This is a genomic window from Blautia sp. KLE_1732_HM_1032, from assembly GCF_025147905.1.
GTDB lineage: Bacteria > Bacillota > Clostridia > Lachnospirales > Lachnospiraceae > Blautia_A > Blautia_A fusiformis.
On sequence record NZ_CP102266.1, the window covers coordinates 73,810 to 90,000 of the forward strand.

Annotated in this window: 16 protein-coding genes (1 of these 16 only partly in view); 13 read left to right on the forward strand and 3 right to left on the reverse strand. The window is 46.2% G+C overall.

Annotated features, from left to right (window positions below):
* Window positions 1–99: 99 nt before the first annotated feature.
* The 3 genes from NQ489_RS00290 to NQ489_RS00300 all read left to right on the forward strand — a co-directional run bounded on the left by NQ489_RS00290 (window position 100) and on the right by NQ489_RS00300 (window position 3,925).
* The gene (locus NQ489_RS00290) at window positions 100–885 is read left to right on the forward strand and encodes a thiazole synthase (protein WP_021650468.1); all 786 of its coding nucleotides are present in this window, start codon (window positions 100–102) and stop codon (window positions 883–885) included.
* Window positions 886–1,051: 166 nt separating this feature from the next.
* The gene (thiH, locus tag NQ489_RS00295) at window positions 1,052–2,293 is read left to right on the forward strand and encodes a 2-iminoacetate synthase ThiH (protein ID WP_021650467.1); all 1,242 of its coding nucleotides are present in this window, start codon (window positions 1,052–1,054) and stop codon (window positions 2,291–2,293) included.
* 615 nt (window positions 2,294–2,908) lie between these two features.
* Window positions 2,909–3,925 carry a sulfate ABC transporter substrate-binding protein gene (locus NQ489_RS00300; RefSeq protein ID WP_021650466.1) on the forward strand — a complete coding sequence of 339 codons (1,017 nt, stop codon included), beginning with the start codon at window positions 2,909–2,911 and terminating at the stop codon, window positions 3,923–3,925.
* A 104-nt stretch (window positions 3,926–4,029) separates the two neighbouring features.
* On the opposite strand, the gene NQ489_RS00305 is transcribed toward NQ489_RS00300, so the two are convergent.
* From NQ489_RS00305 to NQ489_RS00315, 3 genes are all read right to left on the reverse strand, one after another.
* Window positions 4,030–5,340 carry a hypothetical protein gene (locus tag NQ489_RS00305; RefSeq protein ID WP_021650465.1) on the reverse strand — a complete coding sequence of 437 codons (1,311 nt, stop codon included), beginning with the start codon at window positions 5,338–5,340 and terminating at the stop codon, window positions 4,030–4,032.
* Window positions 5,341–5,539: 199 nt separating this feature from the next.
* Complete coding sequence (locus NQ489_RS00310) at window positions 5,540–6,253, reverse strand: response regulator transcription factor (protein ID WP_021650464.1); 714 nt, start codon at window positions 6,251–6,253, stop codon at window positions 5,540–5,542.
* Window positions 6,254–7,444, reverse strand: coding sequence for a sensor histidine kinase (locus NQ489_RS00315; protein WP_227945565.1), 1,191 nt, complete (start codon window positions 7,442–7,444; stop codon window positions 6,254–6,256).
* 307 nt (window positions 7,445–7,751) lie between these two features.
* On the opposite strand from NQ489_RS00315, the gene NQ489_RS00320 reads away from it, so the two are divergent.
* The 10 genes from NQ489_RS00320 to NQ489_RS00365 all read left to right on the forward strand — a co-directional run.
* A complete protein-coding gene (locus NQ489_RS00320) occupies window positions 7,752–8,990 on the forward strand; it encodes an O-acetylhomoserine aminocarboxypropyltransferase/cysteine synthase family protein (RefSeq protein ID WP_022426722.1) in 1,239 nt (412 codons plus the stop codon).
* A gap of 40 nt (window positions 8,991–9,030) precedes the next feature.
* Entirely contained in the window at window positions 9,031–9,894 is an 864-nt protein-coding gene (locus tag NQ489_RS00325; RefSeq protein ID WP_021650461.1) for a 4Fe-4S binding protein, read from the forward strand.
* Window positions 9,887–10,132 carry a sulfurtransferase TusA family protein gene (locus tag NQ489_RS00330; protein ID WP_015526613.1) on the forward strand — a complete coding sequence of 82 codons (246 nt, stop codon included), beginning with the start codon at window positions 9,887–9,889 and terminating at the stop codon, window positions 10,130–10,132. Before NQ489_RS00325 ends, NQ489_RS00330 begins: the two co-directional genes overlap by 8 nt.
* Before the next feature lie 12 nt (window positions 10,133–10,144).
* Window positions 10,145–10,354, forward strand: a complete 210-nt coding sequence (gene thiS / locus NQ489_RS00335; RefSeq protein WP_021650460.1) for a sulfur carrier protein ThiS — start codon at window positions 10,145–10,147, stop codon at window positions 10,352–10,354.
* Window positions 10,354–11,160: a thiazole biosynthesis adenylyltransferase ThiF gene (gene thiF / locus NQ489_RS00340; RefSeq protein ID WP_015526615.1), complete on the forward strand. Its 807-nt coding sequence runs from the start codon at window positions 10,354–10,356 to the stop codon at window positions 11,158–11,160. Before thiS ends, thiF begins: the two co-directional genes overlap by 1 nt.
* A gap of 77 nt (window positions 11,161–11,237) precedes the next feature.
* Complete coding sequence (locus NQ489_RS00345; RefSeq protein WP_022426720.1) at window positions 11,238–11,654, forward strand: M67 family metallopeptidase; 417 nt, start codon at window positions 11,238–11,240, stop codon at window positions 11,652–11,654.
* Between the two features lie 5 nt (window positions 11,655–11,659).
* Complete coding sequence (locus NQ489_RS00350) at window positions 11,660–13,366, forward strand: adenylyl-sulfate reductase subunit alpha (protein WP_044960768.1); 1,707 nt, start codon at window positions 11,660–11,662, stop codon at window positions 13,364–13,366.
* Window positions 13,350–13,661, forward strand: a complete 312-nt coding sequence (locus NQ489_RS00355; protein ID WP_015526617.1) for a 4Fe-4S dicluster domain-containing protein — start codon at window positions 13,350–13,352, stop codon at window positions 13,659–13,661. The genes NQ489_RS00350 and NQ489_RS00355 overlap by 17 nt, the downstream gene beginning before the upstream one ends.
* A 56-nt stretch (window positions 13,662–13,717) precedes the next feature.
* Window positions 13,718–14,620 carry a sulfate adenylyltransferase subunit CysD gene (gene cysD, locus NQ489_RS00360; RefSeq protein WP_044960765.1) on the forward strand — a complete coding sequence of 301 codons (903 nt, stop codon included), beginning with the start codon at window positions 13,718–13,720 and terminating at the stop codon, window positions 14,618–14,620.
* Window position 14,621: 1 nt separating this feature from the next.
* Window positions 14,622–16,191, forward strand: partial view of a sulfate adenylyltransferase subunit 1 gene (locus NQ489_RS00365; protein WP_021650456.1) — the 5' portion only. It continues 116 nt past the right edge of the window; the window shows 1,570 of its 1,686 coding nt (coding positions 1–1,570); the start codon lies at window positions 14,622–14,624; its stop codon lies off the right edge, out of view.

Sequence of the window (16,191 nt, forward strand, 5' to 3'; positions counted from 1 at the left end):
AAAATGCAGATGAAGAATGATCTGGCAGAAGAAGGTGCTGGTTATAAATCGGTGGAAATATTTTCTGCAAACAGACATAAAGAAAGGTGGACATAAAAAATGACAACAGCAAACACAAATGAAGACAAACTGATCCTGGGAGGCCATGAGTTTACTTCCCGTTTTATCCTTGGTTCCGGGAAATTTTCCCTGGAGCTTGTAAAAGCATGTATTGAAAAAGCAGGAACTCAGATCGTAACACTTGCCCTGCGTCGTGCAAATGAGGGTGGACTTGCGAACATTCTGGACTATATTCCGAAGAATGTTACTCTTCTTCCGAATACATCAGGAGCCAGAAATGCAGAAGAGGCAGTTCGTATCGCAAGACTTTCCCGCGAGCTTGGATGCGGAGATTTTGTAAAGATCGAAGTTATCCATGATTCCAAATATCTTCTTCCGGATAACTACGAGACCATCAAGGCAACAGAGATCCTTGCAAAAGAGGGCTTTGTAGTTATGCCATACATGTATCCGGATCTGAATGCAGCCAGAGATCTGGTGAATGCAGGAGCTGCCTGTGTAATGCCACTTGGCTCTCCAATCGGTTCCAACAAAGGAATCTGTACAAAAGAATTCATCCAGATCCTTATCGACGAGATCGACCTTCCGATCATCGTGGACGCAGGAATCGGCCGCCCGTCACAGGCATGTGAGGCTATGGAAATGGGTGCTGCAGCAGTTATGGCAAATACAGCCATTGCAACTGCAGGAGACGTCCGTGTTATGGCGGAAGCCTTTAAGAAAGCTATTGAGGCAGGAAGAAGTGCATATCTTTCCGGTATGGGAAGAACTCTGGAGAGAGGTGCAAGTGCATCCTCACCGCTGACCGGATTTCTTCATGAGTAAAATTGATAAATGAATGATTGAACGCAGAACACTAAGCGGGGGACAGGAGCTGCCTGTGTAGTGAAACACAGGTATTGTCTGGTTTCAATCGAAATTGAGTTTACAGATATGCAGCAGTGAGGACCAGAGTATTGCTGCAATATATGAGAGGAGCGACATAAGAGTAATGGCAGAGACAGTACAGGCCAGTCAGCAGGACGGCCATTTTAATGAAAGTATCGTAAATGAAGAAATTCTGGAAGACATGAAAAAGAATCGTATCGACCACATGAAGTACCTTCCGGATATGGAACAGCTGGAAGAGTCTGATGTGATGGATCAGGTTATTTCCGCAATGAACGCATATGATTATGATAAGTACACAGAAGCGGATGTACGGAGAGCGCTTGTTCATGACAACCGTACACCGGAGGATTTTAAAGCACTGCTTTCACCGGCAGCGCTGCCTCTTCTGGAAGAAATCGCACAGGCTGCACGGATCGAAACAAGGAAACATTTTGGAAACAGTATCTGCATGTTTACACCGATCTACATTGCAAACTACTGTGAGAACTACTGTATTTACTGTGGATTTAATTGCCACAACAAGATCCGCCGCGCACAGCTGAATGCAGATGAGATCGAGAAAGAGATGGCAGCCATTGCAGAAACCGGACTCCAGGAGATCTTGATTCTTACCGGAGAGAGCAAAACGAAATCTAATGTGGAATATATCGGAAAGGCTTGTGAGATCGCCCGGAAATATTTCAAGGTAGTCGGTCTTGAGGTGTATCCGATGAATTCTGATGAGTACGCATATCTTCACAAATGCGGCGCAGATTATGTGACAGTTTTCCAGGAGACTTATAATTCTGATAAATACGAAACTCTGCATCTGGCAGGCCACAAGAGGATTTTTCCATACAGGTTAAATACACAGGAGCGTGCGTTAAAAGGCGGCATGCGAGGTGTTGGTTTTGCGGCACTTCTGGGACTGGATGATTTCCGCAAGGATGCTTTTGCAACGGGATATCATGCATATCTTCTGCAGAGAAAATATCCACACGCAGAGATCGCTTTTTCCTGCCCGAGACTTCGTCCGATCATCAACAACGACAGGATCAACCCGAAGGATGTACACGAACCGCAGCTTTTGCAGGTAGTTTGTGCATATCGTCTGTTTATGCCGTTTGCAAGTATTACTGTATCCACCAGAGAGTGTGAGCGTGTCCGTGACAATCTGGTGAATATCGCAGCAACCAAGATCTCTGCAGGTGTCAGCACCGGAATCGGAAGCCATGTGGATGATATTGAGGATAAAGGTGATGATCAGTTTGAGATTTCCGACGGAAGGTCTGTGGACGAAGTTTTCAACGCCCTGAAAGACCACGGCCTGCAGCCGGTGATGAATGATTATATTTATCTGTGAGATGAAGGCGGCGAAAGAGGATCACGCAGACTACCGAGGATAACTTCTGTAGAATATGTGGAAAACCATTCGCCCGAAAGATCGATTTTTCAGGGTGAGTGTGGATAACTGTTTCGGAAGAATGAATGCAGAAAGATTTTTAGCAAACAGAGGACAGTGCTGGAAGAATTTGTCGTCAGAACAAGAGTGATTTTTCAGTCCGGGTCTGATAAAATGGATATAACCCGGTTTATCTTAAAGAGAAAAATGCAGATGAGGTTTTTGTCAGAATGAAAGAAAAGCAGCTGCATGGAGAAGAACTGACCAAAGAAGATCTCAAACGTGCTGTCAAAGATGAAGCTTACCGCAAAAAACTCCTGGAAGAGCTGACTTCACAAGGTTGATTGCGTTTTCACAAAATCTTTCAACGGTGATGAAGAATATGCAAAAAAGAGTGCGAAATCTATGAATAACAGCTAAAAAGCAGACATAAAAACCTGTAAAATCCGCAAAAATATCCCTGATTCCGAAAACTCCTGAAAACGGTTTCCAATCTAATAGTTTTCATATGTACTTACTCATGTTTATAATAGCCCCAACAACAAAACATGAGGCAAAACACAGGAGGTAAGTATTATGAAAAGAAGATGGAAATCAGCAGTAGCAGCTCTTGCAGCAATAGCAACAATTGGAAGCCTTACAGGCGTAACCACCTATGCGGTGGACAGTGTCAGCATCACCAATGTATCTTATGATCCGACCAGAGAGCTTTACGAGCAGTACAACAAGAGCTTCCAGGAACACTGGAAGGAAAAAACAGGCCAGGATGTGGAGATCACACAGTCCCATGGTGGTTCCGGCAAGCAGGCACTTGAGGTTGCCAACGGACTGGAAGCAGATGTGGTAACACTGGCACTGGAGTATGATGTGGATGCGATCCAGGATGCAGGACTCATCGATGACGGATGGGTGGACGAATTTCCGGAGGACAGCGCTCCCTATACTTCGACGATTGTATTTCTTGTGAGAAAAGGAAATCCGAAGAACATCAAAGACTGGGACGATCTGGTAAAGAAAGACGTAGGTGTGATCACACCAAACCCGAAAACCTCCGGCGGAGCAAGATGGAACTATCTGGCAGCCTGGGCCTATGCAAAAGATAAATATAACGGAGACGAGGACAAAATTAAAGAATTCATCGGAGATCTTTACAAAAACGTACTTGTCCTGGACACCGGAGCCAGAGGCGCAACGACCTCCTTCGTGGAAAACGGACAGGGTGATGTACTGATCGCCTGGGAAAATGAAGCCTATCTTTCCGTAAAGGATTATCCGGACGACTACGAGATCGTAACACCAAGCATCAGCATCCTTGCACAGCCATCTGTAGCAGTAGTCGATAAAGTCGTAGACAAAAGAGGCACCAGAGATGTGGCAGAGGAATATCTGAATTATCTCTATTCCGATGAAGCACAGCGGATCGCCGGTGATAATTATTACCGTCCGTCAAACCAGGATATTCTGAAGGAATACTCCGATGTGTTTGACCTGGACATCAATCTTGTCACCATTGATGATTTCGGCGGATGGAAAAAGGCACAGGAAACACATTTCTCAGATGGAGGGATTTTTGATCAGATTTACGAAGGATAGACAGCAGAAGATATAGTTGGACACAATAACACAAAGAAGCTGCAGAACAGTGAAAAAACAGAGTCTGCAGCTTCTTTTATGTAAATATTGTGAATCACAAGGGATCAGGCATGGCTTCCTTCGGTCAGGGAACAGCCGTCCATTATACGGATCCCGTTTATGACATCCAGATAAGTGTCATACATTTCCTTCCATTCATCAGAGGCGTCCTTGGAGTACTGGCTGATGGTGGACAGAAGATCGTATTTTTTGCCGTCGACGGTTTCGATACGGCCGAGATAGCCCTGCCATACACTGTCCAGAGGCTGGTCTTCGCCATCGTAATATCTGGCTTCCAGAGTCAGTACAGGAACATCCTCATTGTAATAAGTCAGTTTATATCCACCATTTTCGGTTTCGGTTGTTTCATAATGGCAGAGATATTTCCAACGCTCCGGAGTGAGGACCTGGAAGTAATCCGTCATGGCCATATCCACACGCTCTGCGTAAACGAAATCTATGGATTTGATCAGCTCTGTGGCTTCCTTTTCGGCGGCCTTATCATAGGTGTCTGACGGAGTCAGGACAAAAAGTCCGAATGTATAATCGTCAGTCTGGCATACAAGAGCATCTACATTTTTTTCTTCTTCGTTGACTTCGGTTAAGTATTGATATTTCGTGGCAGGATAAGATTCAAAGGTAAGATCTTTTTTGGTGATGATCTCACCCTTTACCGGATAGTATTCTGCCAGAAAACCCTTCAGGGAAGAATCCTCCAGAGAGGAATTCGGTACTTTTAAAACAAAGGCAGTGCTTTTTCCGCCATTTACGGAACGCTGCTCGAAATAACCTTCTTTTTCGGGCATGGATTCTCTGATCGTATCATCGGCAGGGAATCCAACCCGCATATGAAGCTCGCCGCGCTTTTCCGATTCAGAGGAATCTTCCGTGTTTGTATCGGAAGAGGAATTTGGGTATGAAGAATCGGAATCCTGCGAGGAGGAGTTTCCACTGGTATCGGAGGATTCTTCTGAAGAATCTCCGGAGGAGGAATCAGTTTCAGAATCGGAATATTCCTGAAGATTACCGTAGTCATCAATATAATATTTATCTCTGGAGCCAATATATGTGGTTCCGGTGGCATCTTCCAGCCACACACTGCCGTCCTCATAATAATAATGAGGCTCAAAATAACCGTCCTGTTCGGTCCAGCCGGCATCGTTGCCTTCCATCAGTTCACCGGAATCCGGGTCAGGGGCATAATTACCTTCCCCGATATATTCATCCTCGGAACCATTGCGGTACCAGTAATCTCCGTTTTCATCCTGCCAGATGTACTGACCGTCATCGGTTGGAGGGTCAGAAGCGAGGACCGGGACTGCAGATATGGAAAGAGCGATCGCGCCTGTTAAAAGAACTAAGATTTTTTTATGCATAGGCACCTCCTGATAAATTGCGCAGCAGTTAGCTGCTTACTATTCTTTGATCATAAATTTTTACAAATAAAAAAGATCTGTCTGTTAAGTACATTGTAACAGACAGATCCCGATATCCGGAAATGTGAAGAAAAAGAGACATTTACGGAAAGCTGCGTACAGGTCTGGAAATATGTTATCCGATCGTGAAAAGGCCGGCTTATCGGCAGGTAAAAAGATATCCCTTCCCATAAACCGAGACAATGTCATACTCATCGGTATCTTCGGCACCGATCTTGGTCCGGAGGTTAAAGATATGCCGCCGTACCGTGCTGGTATCTGTTCCTGCACAGCTGCCCCATACCGCTTCGTAGAGCTCTTTTGCAGAAAAAATCTTCTCCTGGTTTTCTGCAAGGAGACGCAGCAGAGAGAATTCGGTCCGGGTAAGGCCTGTGTCGGCATTATTGAGATATGCATGGCCATCCGAAAGATCCAGCCGCAGGCTGCCGATGGTGATCTGACGGGAGGACTGAAATTTTTCTTTTATTTTTTCTTCCATTCGTTTCTGGCGTTCCAGAAGCATCTGGATCACGGCCAGAAATTCATCGAAATTATAAGGTTTGGTGAGATAATAGTCGCCTCCCTGCTGAAGTCCTTCTACCCGATCCCGGATATCACTTTTTCCGGTGAGAAAAAGAACCGGATTCATGGTCTTTTCGCGGAAGCGGCGGCAGATATCCAGACCGTTTCCGTCCGGAAGCATAATGTCCAGGATAAGAAGATCCGGCAGCTGTTCTTCAAGCTGATGATAGGCTTCGGCGGCTGTCTGTGCAGTGCGGACATCGTAGCCACGGCGCCGCAGCATCCGGCAGTTGGTATTCAGCACCTGTTCTTCATCCTCGACCATAAGGATAAGTGATTTCTTTTCATTCATTTATGATTCCTCCTCCGGAAGTGAGAAGAACACCTGAGTTCCCTCGCCTTCTTTACTTTTCAGCCATATTTTGCCGCCATGGGCAGTGATGATCTGATGACAGACATAGAGGCCTATGCCGTGCCGCCAGTAATCCTTATCAGCGGAAACATAACCCTTGAGTGCGTTTTTTCGCATTTCTTCTGACATGCCGGTTCCGGTGTCGGAGACGCAGATGGTCTGCCAGCCCGGTTCGCCGGTAAGAGAAATGGTGATGGTTCCGTTTTGGGTGTGACGCTCTGCATTGGAGATCAGATTGGTGACAACCTGGATCAGCCGTTCCGGATCAGCAGAGATTTCCGGGAGTCCGGATTGTGTCGTAAGGACCAGCTGATTGTTCTTTGAGCTTGGATGACTGCAGTAGTCTTTTTTTGCAGAATACAAAAGACCGGACAGATCTGATGGGACAAGGGAAAGGGCAAGCCGTCCCTGCTCAATGGAAACCGTATCCATCAGATCCAGCACGATCCGGTCAATCCGCATTACCGACTGTTCAATGGTGCGGAGATTTTCCTGCATAAGAGAGAAATCCAGAGGCTCTTCCTCAAGGAGCTCGGAGGTGTCCCGCGCGTGGAGGGAAATGGAACTCAGAGGATTTTTAATCTCATGGGCAACGGTGGTCAGGAAGGTGGACTTGGCATTATCAAGGGAGCGCAGTCGCAGATTCTGTTCCTCCAGAAGGAGCTGCTGCTGGTTATATTCCTTCAGATGAAAATAGAGAACACTGCCGCAGACAATACTTACAGAGACAAACGCCAGAAGGATATCTGCCAGCCGGTCTGCTTCCGTGGCAAAAGGAGTTACAGTGTTCGGGAAATGGTATGCAACCAGACACAGTCCCATATAAAGTAGAATCTCCAGCAGGGAAACGATCAGAGCGCGTCTTTTTTCCAGCATCAGCACGGTAAAAATAATAGCAAACACAAAGAATGCCGGCATGCCGCCACGATAACCGCCGCTGGTAAAAAACATCACCGGAAAAACGATCAGAAAAATCACGACAATGGTGATCAGGTAGCAGCGCTGATATTTTCCACTGTAATAGGAATAAAGAAAAAGCCCTCCGGAGATTGCAACCAGCGCAAAATTGATCAGTACATTTCCCCAGGAACCGGTCCCGAGGCTGAGAAAGGCCATGATCAGGCTGATCACAGTACCTCCCAAGGCGAGGATGTTGAACAGCCGAACGCGGAAATCAAGGATGGGACTGAATAAAGAGTGAAAAATATTTCGGAGCTTTGGGTTTATATTGATAAGGATCACCTCCTGTTCTTAATGTGGGTTTGTTGTATGTCTGCGAGCATCTTTCTTTTGGTGCTGTGATTATCGTAACTGCTATAATTGTATCATGCTGTCGTATAGTTGTGTACACAAAAAAATACATTTAATCCCGTTTTCCTATTGACATACTATGAATAGTAGGTTAATATAAGTGTCAACAAAAGAAAGGGAAGAGGCTATGAACGAATACGGCTTTAATACAGGGCTGCTCCACGGCACCAACGAGAAATATCCACAGGGTGCAACACAGGTTCCAATCTATCAGAGCAGCGCATTCCGACATGACAGCGCGGAAGACCTGGAGAAAATTTTTGACAATAAAAAAATGGGCTTCTCCTATACAAGGATCAACAATCCTACGGTAGAGTCCTTTGAGAAGAGAGTGACCATGCTGGAGGATGGGATCGGCAGTGTGGCCTGTGCTTCCGGAATGGCAGCGCTGACCAATGCGTTTCTGAACATTCTTCAGGCGGGAGACGAGATTGTGGCAGCCTGCGGACTGTATGGCGGAACTGTGGAATTGTTCGATGATCTGAAGCCTTTCGGGATTTCTGTAAAATATGTGAAAGAGAATAAGCCGGAAGCTTTTGAGGCAGAGATCACAGAGAAGACGCGACTTGTTTTTGCGGAGACCATTGGCAACCCCAAGCTGGATGTTACCGATATCCAGGCAGTTGCGGAAGTGGCACATAAGCATGACGTACCGCTGATCGTAGACAACACGGTGGCAACCCCGTATCTGATCCAGCCACTGAAGCTTGGAGCTGACATTGTGGTTCATTCCTCTTCCAAATATATCAATGGAAGCAGCGATGCCATCAGCGGTATTCTTGTCTGTGGTAAGGGTCTGAAATGGGACCCTGACCGATATCCGGGACTTGCTCCATACCGGAAATTCGGACCATTTGCATACATCGCCAAGCTTAGAAACGGACTTTTCCGGAACACTGGCGCGTGTCTTGCTCCGCAGAATGCTTTCCTTAATAACCTGGGACTGGAAACCCTGGGACTTCGAATGCAGAGACAGTGTGACAATGCATTGGAGCTTGCGAGATTTTTACAGGGCCTGGGTGGTGACATTGAAGTAAATTATCCGGGACTGGAAGAAAGCCCTTATCACGAAATTGCGGAAAAGCAGTTCAGGAATGGCTACGGAGCTATCGTAACTGTAAGAACCGGAAGCAAGGAGAAGGCTTTTTCCATTATTAATTCATTGAAGATCCCGCTGATCATCTCCAATATCGGAGATACGAAGACACTGGTGATCCATCCGGAATCCACCATCGCGGCACACATCTCCGACGAAGAGAAGCTGCAGTCCGGAGTATTCGAGGATCTGATCCGTATCAGTGTGGGAATTGAAGATATTGAAGATTTAAAAGAAGATTTCAAACAAGCGATAGAAAATAACCGATAAAATCTAAGAGCTGCACCAGCAGAGAAATGGAGAGTTCGTTATGGCAAAAGTAGATTACGCTACATTAAAAAAAGGTGGTTTCATGAGACAGAAGCAGAAAAATAATTTTTCTCTTCGTCTTGCCTGTGTAGGCGGTACACTTACCGCAGAAAACCTTAAGAAGATCGCAGAGGTAGCTGAGAAATACGGTGACGGATATGTACATCTTACTTCCAGACAGGGAGTTGAGATCCCGTTCATTAAATTAGATGATATTGATGATGTAAAGGATGATCTTGCAAAAGGCGGATGCAAGCCTGGTGTCTGCGGACCGAGAGTCCGTACAGTTACAGCCTGCCAGGGCAACGCTGTCTGTCCAAGCGGAAATATCAACAGCTATGACATTGCGGTGAAATTAAATGAGAGATATTTCGGAAGAGAGCTTCCTCATAAATTCAAATTCGGTGTTACCGGATGCCAGAACAACTGTCTGAAGGCAGAGGAGAATGATGTAGGGATCAAGGGAGCAGCTGAGGTCAGCTGGAAAGAGGACGCATGTATCCACTGTGGTGTCTGCGAAAAGGCCTGCAGAGAAAACGCTATCTCCTTTGAGGATGACAAGCTGGTGATCGACACAGAGAAATGCAACTACTGCGGCAGATGTGCAAAATCCTGTCCGGTGGATGCATGGGATGTAAACGAAGCATATATCGTTTCCTTTGGCGGAACGTTTGGAAATCACATCAGCAAGGGACAGGAATTCCTTCCGCTGATCACCTCTGAGGAGCAGCTTTTCAGAGTGACCGATGCAGCGATCCAGTTCTTTGATGATCATGCAAATCCGGGAGAGCGTTTTAAATTTACCATCGACCGGGTAGGCGCTGAAAAACTTCAGGAAGTTTTGAAAGGAGCATACAATGGCTGATATTAAGATTGATGATACCGTAGATATTACCGATGTGGTCTGCCCGGTAACCTTTGTAAAAGCAAAGGTAGCACTTGAGGAGCTGGATGACGGACAGATCCTGGCGATCAAAATGAACGATGGCGAGCCGGTACAGAATGTGCCGAGAAGCGTGAAGGAAGAAGGACATCAGATTCTGAAGCTCGAGGACAACGAAGACGGAACTTATACACTGATCGTAAGAAAAGTTGAAGAATAGGAGAACAGAGAAATGACAATCACAGTTGCAGGAAATAAAAAAGAGTACGAAGACGGACTGAAGCTTACAGAGCTTATTGAGAAAGAGGATATTGAAAGTCCTGAGTATGTAACCGTAACTATCAACGATGAATTCATCAGCAAGGCAGACGTTCCGGAAACAGAGGTAAAGGACGGCGACGTTGTTGAGTTCCTGTACTACATGGGAGGAGGCGCAAGATAATGGCTTTTACAAATGAGCAGCTTGAGCGGTACTCCCGCCATATCATCCTGAAAGAGGTTGGAGTAAAAGGTCAGAAAAAGCTTCTGAATGCCAAGGTTCTGATCATCGGAGCCGGCGGACTTGGAGCACCGGCAGCCCTTTACCTTGCAGCAGCAGGTGTGGGAACCATCGGGATCGCGGATGCAGATGAGGTAGATCTTTCCAATCTTCAGCGACAGGTCATCCACACAACTGCAGATGTCGGCAAACTGAAGGTAGAGTCTGCGGCTGAGACCATGAAAGCAATCAACCCGGACGTTACTGTAAATACATATCATACCTTTGTAGATTCCAGCAACATCATGGATCTGATCAAAGATTACGATTTCATTCTTGACGGAACAGACAACTTTCCTGCAAAATTCCTGATCAACGATGCCTGTGTAATGGCTGAGAAACCGTTTTCACATGCAGGGATCATCCGTTTCCAGGGACAGCTGATGACTTACGTTCCGGGACAGGGCCCATGCTACAGATGTGCGTTCCAGAGCCCGCCGCCAAAGGATGCCGTACCGACCTGTAAGCAAGCTGGCGTGATCGGAGCCATGGGCGGCGTGATCGGAAGCCTTCAGGCAATGGAAGCCATCAAGTACATCATCGGACAGGGTGATCTTCTTACAGGAAGACTTCTCACCTACGATGCACTGAAGATGACCTTCCGTACCGTGAAGCTTCCGAAGAATCATCATTGCCCGGTATGCGGCGATGATCCGACGATCACAGAACTGATCGATTATGAGCAGGCTGTGTGCGAGCTGAAACACTGATCATATAGAAGTCAAAAGTGTCTGCTGGCGCAGGCAGTATAAATAAGTATAGAAACCCATTGGAGGCTGCGAAGATAATGCTGAAATTAAAAAAAGAAGATTACGAAAAAATATTAGACCATTGCAGAAAGGGACTTCCCAATGAGTCCTGCGGCCTTCTGGGCGGGACCATTGAGGGCGATGTAAAAACCATCGAGAAAGTGTATCTGCTGACAAATATCGATGAAAGCAACGAACACTTTTCCATGGACCCGAAGGAACAGCTGAGCGCGATCAAGGATATCCGTCAGAACGGATATCAGATGATCGGAAACTTTCATTCTCATCCGGAGTCTCCGTCAAGGCCTTCCGAAGAAGATAAACGACTTGCATTTGACCCGAACATCGAATATCTGATTCTCTCTCTTATGGATGCAGAAAATCCGGTGTTGAAGGCCTTTGGCGTAGATAAAGAGAAAAATGTAACTGTACATGAGCTTCAGATAACAGAGTGATGAGTATGAAAAACAGATTAAACACAAAGGAAATTACAACAGATGTGCTGATCATAGGCGGAGGTACCGCAGGCTGCTATGCGGCGCTGGTTCTCTCAGAACAGAAAGCCGGCAGGGTACTGATCGCAGAAAAAGCAAATATCAGACGAAGCGGCTGTCTGGCAGCAGGTGTTAATGCAATCAATGCCTACATTGTAAAAGGCCGCAAGCCGCAGGATTATGTAGATTATGCAACAAAGGATGCCGCCGGGATCGTAAGGCAGGACCTTCTTCTTACAGCAGCGGAGAATTTCAACGAAGTTACTGCAAAGATGGAAAAGCTTGGGCTTGTGATCCTGAAGGATGAAAATGGTGATTATGTAGCCAGAGGAAACCGTAACATCAAGATCAACGGTGAAAATTTTAAACCACTTCTTGCTGATGCAGTTCATAAAGCTGAGAACGTAGACGTTCTGAATTATGTAAATATCACAGACCTTCTTGTAAAAGACGGACAGGTTTACGGAGCGGTTGGTTTCTCTATTATGGAAGAAACCGCATACATTATCCGGGCAAAGGCAGTTCTTGCTGCAACAGGCGGAGCGGCCGGACTTTATAAGCCGAACAATCCGGGATTTTCCAGACATAAGATGTGGTATCCGCCGTTTAACACAGGTGCCGGATATGCAATGGGAATCCTGGCAGGTGCGGAGATGACGTCCTTTGAGATGCGTTTTATCGCACTTCGCTGCAAGGATACCATTGCTCCTACGGGAACCATCGCACAGGGTGTCGGCGCAAAACAGATCAATGCAGCTGGCGAGATCTATGAGACAAAATACGGACTGACCACAAGCGAGAGAGTTTACGGAACAGTTCGGGAAAATCAGCTTGGCCACGGCCCGTGTTACCTGAAGACTACAGGGATCACGAAGGAACAGGATGAAGAGCTTTTGAAGGCTTATCTCAACATGGCACCGAGCCAGACTCTGAAATGGATCGAAAGCGGAAAGAGCCCCAGCGAGCAGGATGTGGAGATCCAGGGAACAGAGCCGTATATCGTAGGCGGTCATACAGCCAGCGGCTACTGGGTAAATACAGGCCGTGAGACTACGGTGAAAGGTCTTTATGCAGCTGGTGATGTTGCAGGCGGATGTCCGCAGAAATATGTAACAGGAGCTCTTGCAGAAGGAAAGCTTGCAGCATTGGATATGGTGAAACAGTTTAAGGCCGGAACTCTGAAGGAAGCAGATGTTCAGACTGAGACAGAGATTAAGGTTCAGGAAGAGGAAATTCTTTCTCAGTACGAAAAGTTCCGAAATGAAGACGCACCGGCATTTTCCGTGGAAGAGCTGGAAGAAGCCATGCAGAAAGTCATGGATGAATATGCGGGAGGAATTGCTTCTAATTATCAGTTTAATGAGAAGCAGCTTGCTCTTGCAGATGAAAAAATTCTTCAGCTTCAGGCTCTTGCCGAAAAAACAGCGGCAGCGGATATGCATGAGCTGATGTTTGCATACGAACTTCGTGAGCGTCTCATTGTGTGCCGTTCACTGATCGCTCATCTGAAAAACCGCAAAGAGACCAGATGGCATTCTTTTAACGAAAATCTGGATCATCCGGAAACAGATGAGAAATTTTATAAATATGTAAATTCGAAACTGGAAAACGGCGAGATCAGGATGATTTTTCGCGACATTGTAAAGGAGGACACATATGAGCATACGAATTGATCAGAAAAAATGTGTTGGCTGCAGAAAATGCAGTGAAGTATGTCCGGGAACCCTGATCGTCATGGAAGACAAAAAAGCCGTGATGAAATATCCGAAAAACTGCTGGGGCTGCGTTTCCTGTGTAAAGGAATGTAAAGCCGGTGCCATCGACTTTTTCCTTGGTGCGGATATCGGCGGGAACGGAAGTATCATGAATGTAAAAAGCGAAGGGGATATCCTTCACTGGATCATTACAAAAACGGACGGTTCTACCTCCGTGATCGATGTGGATCGACGGAATTCGAATAAATATTAGACCAGAAGATAAGTGCTGCCGGTTCTGGCGGCCGGAACAGGAGGATGAGATCAGATATGAGTGGATTATCACATTTGGATGAGCTGGAAGCAGAGGCAATTTATATCATCCGTGAAGTTGCAGCAGAGTGCGAGAAGCCGGTAATGCTTTATTCTATAGGAAAAGACAGTTCTGTAATGCTTCATCTTGCAATGAAGGCTTTTTATCCGGAGAAACCGCCATTTCCGTTTCTTCACGTAAATACAACATGGAAATTTAAAGAGATGATCGAGTTTCGTGACAAAACCGCGAAGAATCTGGGAATCGAAATGCTTGAGTACATTAATCAGGATGGTGTGAAGCAGGGTATCAATCCTTTTGACAGCGGCTCCGCATATACAGATATCATGAAAACGCAAGCACTGAAGCAGGCTCTTAAGAAATATGGTTTCACAGCTGCTTTTGGCGGCGGTCGTCGTGACGAGGAGAAAAGCCGTGCAAAAGAGCGTATCTTCTCCTTCCGTAATGCAGAGCAGGCCTGGGATCCGAAGAACCAGCGTCCGGAGATGTGGAAGCTTTATAATACGGAGATCAATAAAGGCGAAAGCATCCGTGTTTTTCCGATTTCCAACTGGACTGAGACGGATATCTGGCAGTATATTAAGAGAGAAAATATCCCGATCGTTCCTCTTTATTTTGCAAAAGAGCGTCCGGTTGTATACAGAGACGGCAATATTATCATGGTGGATGATGACAGAATGCGCCTGAACCCGGGGGAGGAGCCGCAGATGAAAAAGGTCCGTTTCCGTACTCTCGGATGCTATCCTCTGACAGGTGGTATCGAGTCTGACGCGGAGACACTGGACGAGATCATTGATGAGACCTTAAGCTCTGTGGAATCTGAGAGAACCACACGTGTTATTGATTCCGACGGCGGAGCTGCAAGTATGGAAAAAAGAAAGAGAGAGGGGTACTTCTAGGATGAGCGGATTACTGAAATTTATCACTTGCGGAAGTGTAGATGATGGAAAATCTACACTGATCGGTCATATTCTTTATGATTCCAAGCTTTTATATGCGGATCAGGAAAAAGCCCTTCTTCTGGACAGCAAGGTAGGTTCCAGAGGTGGTGCCATTGATTATTCTCTTCTTCTGGATGGCCTAATGGCAGAACGTGAGCAGGGAATCACCATTGATGTTGCGTATCGTTATTTTACAACCGATAAAAGAAGCTTTATCGTTGCGGATACTCCCGGACATGAGGAGTATACAAGGAACATGGCGGTTGGAGCTTCCTTTGCTCAGCTTTCCATTATTCTTGTGGATGCGAAGCAGGGGGTTCTGGTGCAGACAAGGCGTCATGCGCGTATCTGCGCTCTGATGGGTATCCATCATTTTGTATTTGCTGTTAACAAAATGGATCTTGTTGATTACAGTGAGAGCCGTTTTAATGAGATCGTAAAGGATATCAATGAGCTTTCTGAGACTTTGGGGCTTCAGGATGTTGTGATCATTCCTGTCAGTGCTACAGAGGGTGATAACGTAACGAAGAAGTCTCCGAATATGCCTTGGTATACGGGGAAAGCTCTTCTGGAGCATCTTGAGACTGTGGATGTTTCAGAGGCTGAGAATGTCAGCGAGTTTTATCTGCCTGTTCAGCGTGTTTCTCGTCCAAATCATGAATTTCGCGGTTTCCAGGGCCAGATCGAGAGTGGTCGGGTTCATGTAGGCGATATTATCACAACGCTCCCAAGCAACGAGACAGCGGCTGTTAAGACGATCCTGGTGGGCAGTGACGATCGTGAAGAGGCTGTTGCCGGCCAGGCTGTTACGATCCAGCTGGATAAAGAGGTGGATGTAAGCCGTGGATGTGTTCTTACCAATAATAATGAGATTCCTGTTGCAAAGGGCTTTGAGGCTACGCTTCTATGGATGGATGATTCCAGGCTTGAAGTGGGCAAGGAGTATCTTGTGAAGCTTGGTACCAAGAAGATCGCAGGTGTGGTTAAGAGTATTGAGTTTAAGACGGATGTAAATACCGGGGAGCATCTGCATGCGGATACAATCGAGAAGAATGAGATCGCTCTTTGCAAAATCGGTCTTTCTGATAAGGTTGTGCTGGATGAGTTTAAGAGGAATAAGACTCTTGGTGAGCTGATCCTGATCGACCGTGTGAGTCATATGACTTCTGCATGTGGTGTTGTGGAATCGGTTGATACTGAGGGGGAGAAGCCTTATTTCCAGAAGGATGATGTGAAGGTTGGCGGTTATGTTTTTGAGGAGTTTTATTTTAACCTTGAGAATGCGCTGCTTTCCAAGGCGGATAAAGAGGTTAAGACTTATCATGTAGGGGATGTGGTGCCTGTTGAGGGTGACAGCTTTGCGTATCCGGGCTATTTTGATATTGTTTCTCTGGAGGATAGCGCGGCTGTTCTGATCCGTGATAAGAGGGTGCAGGATATTATTCCGCTGGATGAGTATGTGTTTATGGGGCTTCCTGTTGTGGATGAGAGAGGTTTTGCCCTGGAGATTCGCAGTAATGATGATTATC

Excerpts from the sequence above, each read along its gene's own strand:
- NQ489_RS00290 (WP_021650468.1), top strand. The coding sequence starts at position 100 with ATGACAACAGCAAACACAAATGAAGACAAACTGATCCTGGGAGGCCAT.
- thiH (WP_021650467.1), top strand. The coding sequence starts at position 1,052 with ATGGCAGAGACAGTACAGGCCAGTCAGCAGGACGGCCATTTTAATGAA.
- NQ489_RS00300 (WP_021650466.1), top strand. The coding sequence starts at position 2,909 with ATGAAAAGAAGATGGAAATCAGCAGTAGCAGCTCTTGCAGCAATAGCA.
- NQ489_RS00305 (WP_021650465.1), bottom strand. The coding sequence starts at position 5,340 with ATGCATAAAAAAATCTTAGTTCTTTTAACAGGCGCGATCGCTCTTTCC.
- NQ489_RS00310 (WP_021650464.1), bottom strand. The coding sequence starts at position 6,253 with ATGAATGAAAAGAAATCACTTATCCTTATGGTCGAGGATGAAGAACAG.
- NQ489_RS00320 (WP_022426722.1), top strand. The coding sequence starts at position 7,752 with ATGAACGAATACGGCTTTAATACAGGGCTGCTCCACGGCACCAACGAG.
- NQ489_RS00325 (WP_021650461.1), top strand. The coding sequence starts at position 9,031 with ATGGCAAAAGTAGATTACGCTACATTAAAAAAAGGTGGTTTCATGAGA.
- NQ489_RS00330 (WP_015526613.1), top strand. The coding sequence starts at position 9,887 with ATGGCTGATATTAAGATTGATGATACCGTAGATATTACCGATGTGGTC.
- thiS (WP_021650460.1), top strand. The coding sequence starts at position 10,145 with ATGACAATCACAGTTGCAGGAAATAAAAAAGAGTACGAAGACGGACTG.
- thiF (WP_015526615.1), top strand. The coding sequence starts at position 10,354 with ATGGCTTTTACAAATGAGCAGCTTGAGCGGTACTCCCGCCATATCATC.
- NQ489_RS00345 (WP_022426720.1), top strand. The coding sequence starts at position 11,238 with ATGCTGAAATTAAAAAAAGAAGATTACGAAAAAATATTAGACCATTGC.
- NQ489_RS00350 (WP_044960768.1), top strand. The coding sequence starts at position 11,660 with ATGAAAAACAGATTAAACACAAAGGAAATTACAACAGATGTGCTGATC.
- NQ489_RS00355 (WP_015526617.1), top strand. The coding sequence starts at position 13,350 with ATGAGCATACGAATTGATCAGAAAAAATGTGTTGGCTGCAGAAAATGC.
- cysD (WP_044960765.1), top strand. The coding sequence starts at position 13,718 with ATGAGTGGATTATCACATTTGGATGAGCTGGAAGCAGAGGCAATTTAT.